The organism is Leucobacter sp. M11, from assembly GCF_035726885.1.
Lineage (GTDB): Bacteria > Actinomycetota > Actinomycetes > Actinomycetales > Microbacteriaceae > JAPFRB01.
In genome coordinates, this window is sequence record NZ_JAPFRB010000003.1 from 358,429 (window position 1) to 360,225 (window position 1,797).

At 73.2% G+C, this 1,797-nt stretch carries 3 protein-coding genes; 2 read left to right on the top strand and 1 reads right to left on the bottom strand.

Going from position 1 to position 1,797, the window contains the following annotated elements:
• Together OOT08_RS10020 and OOT08_RS10025 are read left to right on the top strand one after the other, a co-directional pair.
• The coding region (locus tag OOT08_RS10020) for an iron chelate uptake ABC transporter family permease subunit (RefSeq protein ID WP_325092511.1) at nt 1-308 on the top strand (308 nt) is incomplete at its 5' end.
• Nucleotides 305-1,195, top strand: a complete 891-nt coding sequence (locus OOT08_RS10025) for an ABC transporter ATP-binding protein (protein ID WP_325092512.1) — start codon at nt 305-307, stop codon at nt 1,193-1,195. The genes OOT08_RS10020 and OOT08_RS10025, both read left to right, overlap by 4 nt.
• Here the strand turns inward: OOT08_RS10025 and OOT08_RS10030 are convergent.
• Nucleotides 1,152-1,797 (bottom strand): GbsR/MarR family transcriptional regulator (locus OOT08_RS10030; RefSeq protein ID WP_325092513.1); only part of this gene is annotated, 646 nt, incomplete at its 5' end. The two genes, OOT08_RS10025 and OOT08_RS10030, sit on opposite strands and share 44 nt — an antisense overlap.

Below are 1,797 nucleotides of genomic sequence, written 5' to 3' on the forward strand. Positions count from 1 at the left end.
CCGTGCGGACGAGAGCCCTGGCCATCCTGCTCTCGGTCGTCGCCGCGGCCGGGGCGGTGACCGCGGCGGGTCCGATCGCCTTCGTCGCGCTCACGGCCCCGCAGATCGCGCGCCGCCTCACCCGCGTGGCGGGGCCGAACCTACTCGTTTCCGCCCTGATCGGCGCGCTCATCATGGTGGCCGCCGACCTCGCCGCGCAGCAGCTCCCCGCGGCGGCCGGCGTACCGGTCGGCGTCCTCACGGCGGGCGTCGGCGGGATCTATCTTGGTTTCCTGCTCCTGCGGGAATGGTCGAAAGGACGCCTGTGACCCAGACGCTGCCCACCCCGGGGGAGTCCCCGGTCGTCACGCCCGAGCTCGCGCGGGCCGCCCCTTCCCGGCTCCGCGCCGAGGGGCTGACCCTTCGGTACGAGCGGCACGAGGTCGCGACCGGGCTTGACTTTGCGGTGCCTGCCGGGGAGTTCACGGCGATCGTCGGCCCGAACGGCTGCGGAAAGTCCACCCTGCTGCGCGCCCTGTCCCGCACGCTCACGCCCGCCGCCGGGCGGGTGCTGCTCGACGGGGTTCCGCTGCAGCGGCTCCGCTCGAAGCAGATCGCGCGGAGCCTGGCCCTCCTGCCGCAGGACCCGATCGCGCCGGACACGATTCTCGTCCGCGACCTCGTCGGACGGGGGCGGCATCCCTACCACTCGGCGCTTCGGCAGTGGCTGCCGGGCGACTCCGCCATCGTGGACCGCGTCCTGGCCGAGACCGGCGTGACGGCGCTCGCGGAGCGCCGCGTCGCCGAGCTGTCCGGGGGCCAGCGGCAACGGGTGTGGCTCGCGATGGTCCTCGCGCAGGAGACCGAGATCGTGCTGCTGGATGAGCCAACGAGCTTCCTCGACATCGCGCACCAGGTCGAGCTGCTGCACCTCTGCCAGGATCTGCGTGACGCGGGGCGCACCGTGGTCGCGGTGCTCCACGACCTGAACCAGGCCGCGCGCTACGCGAGTCGGCTCGCGGTTCTGCACGGGGGGCGCATCGTGGCCGAGGGTGCGCCGAGCGAGGTCCTCACCGAGGGGCTCGTCCGCGAGGTCTTCGGGCTGGACGCGGTCATCGGGCGGGACCCGGAGTCCGGCACCCCCACGGTCGTGCCGCGGGCCCGGCAGCCGCTCAGCCCAGCGGGGGAGCGCCGGGGGCGTCCCGGTCCCGTTTGAAGCGTGCCCACTCCTCCGGGAGCATCCGGTTGTCGAGAATCCAGCCCATGTAATCGCGCATGTTGCGCACCCGCTCATAGGCGGGCCCGCCCGGGGCCACCCGGGCGAGCGCGTCCTCGGCGAGGCCGCGCTGGCGCTCCAGATAGGCCTGCTCGCCCTCGAGGAAGCCGCCCCAGACGTCCTGGTCCATGACGTAGTAGTGCGCGCGGTCGCCGGTCAGCCGCACTCGGCGCACGAAACCGCGGGCGATCAGGCGGCGCGTGTGCGTCGAGACGGAGCCTCGGCTCGCGCCCAGCTCCCGGCTCAGTTCCTCCGCGCTCACCCCGGGGGCGTTGCTGAGCAGCAGATACCCGGCGATGCGGCCCTCGATGCGCGAGGAACCGCCGAGCTGCCAGTAGTCCGCGAAGCGCTCGACGAACCAGTCGGTGGATTCGTTGGCATCCCCCGCGGGCGTGCTGTCTGCTGGCCGGGTCACGCTGGCTCCGATCTCGATCACGGCGCGACTGCGGCGCAGTCCCGTCTCGCAGTCCCATCTTTCCAGGATCCCGCGTTGCGGGGCGGACAGATCGAGACGCTCACGAAACCTCCGGCACCCCGCGTCC